Source organism: Chromohalobacter sp. 48-RD10, assembly GCF_029889785.1.
Classification (GTDB): domain Bacteria; phylum Pseudomonadota; class Gammaproteobacteria; order Pseudomonadales; family Halomonadaceae; genus Chromohalobacter.
Window position 1 is genome coordinate 1 of the sequence record NZ_JARANX010000146.1, and the last position, 1,239, is coordinate 1,239.

Annotated in this window: 1 protein-coding gene; it reads right to left on the minus strand. The window is 57.1% G+C overall.

What is annotated here, in order from left to right; translation table 11 throughout:
• Positions 1–287: 287 nt before the first annotated feature.
• Positions 288–728, minus strand: a complete 441-nt coding sequence (locus OP496_RS17825; protein ID WP_075370394.1) for a low molecular weight protein-tyrosine-phosphatase — start codon at positions 726–728, stop codon at positions 288–290.
• Positions 729–1,239: the final 511 nt, after the last annotated feature.

Below are 1,239 nucleotides of genomic sequence, written 5' to 3' on the forward strand. Positions count from 1 at the left end.
TTTTTTTATCGTTGATAACTAGTATTTTATACTTCGTTTCCAAAGCAACCTCCTTGTCCACTAACAGTGCCGCTCGGTCGGTTGAGCCATACCCGCCAACGCGCCCCATTTAGCTTTGCAATACGTCCTATCGTGACGCGGAGAAACGCCCACCGGAAGATGAAAAGACTCGCTAGCCAAGCATGATCGCGCTCATTCTCCGGCCACAAACGCAAACGGCCCCAAAAGGGGCCGTCAGCATTTACGTGTCATGCACTGTTCAATGCGTATAATTTCTCAATACCAACCTACAACTTCCCCGCCCATGCCTCGGCCGCGTTGACCAGTTGCCGATGCACGTGCGTGAACGCTTCGTCGCTTTTGCCGTAGGGGTCGGAAATTTCCGGGTTGGCCAGCCAACGTCCGAACAGCATGGTCTTGCCGAACGCCGAGGGTAACAGCTCCCCCACCGCGTTACGTTGGCGTTCCGTCATCACCAGGACCAAGTCCGCTTCGCGCAGCATCGTTTCATCGATCTGGCGTGCCTTATGCGCCTTGAGCGCCTTGGCGAGCTCCGGCCGTTCGGCCTCCGCCAACGCGCGGGAATGCGTCTCGACGCCTTCTCCCACACGCGCGCCAAGACCCGCCGTGGCAATCATCCGATCAGGATACTGCCGCTGTAACAGCGCCGCCGCCACCGGGCTACGACAGATATTGCCCGTACACACCACCAGAATACGTTTGAACATCAATGCCGAGCCCCATTTCGCGTTGCACAACGCCCTATCGTGACGCCAAAGCACACCAACCGGAAGATGAAAAAACTCGCCATCCCAGCATGGGCGCACTCATCCCCCGGCCACAAACAACAACGGCCCCGAAAGGGGCCGTCTAAAACGTAGTTCATGATCCATTCGATGCAGGATCAGTGCTTAGGTGCGCAGCTGACTCACTTCCTCGATGGCCAGACCCGTAATCTCCGCAATCAGTTGGTCTTCCATCTCGGTGCGAGCGATCCCGCAGATCTACAGCCGCTTGAAGACGTAATCATTGGTGGGGTCGAGTAATGCGGAATGCCTTGCGGGGTGCTCTTGTGAAAGGGACTTCAGTCGCGATTGTGTTAACGTGAGCGTTGCGCGATCACTGCGTGTCTTCTTCGCGCAGTCCTTCCACGTCGGCCACCGTCAGCCCCGTGGCCTCGGCGATCTGTTCATCACTGAGTACACCCAGCTTGATCAGGTTGCGGGCGGTCTTCTCGAT

Excerpts from the sequence above, each read along its gene's own strand:
- OP496_RS17825 (WP_075370394.1), bottom strand. The coding sequence starts at position 728 with ATGTTCAAACGTATTCTGGTGGTGTGTACGGGCAATATCTGTCGTAGC.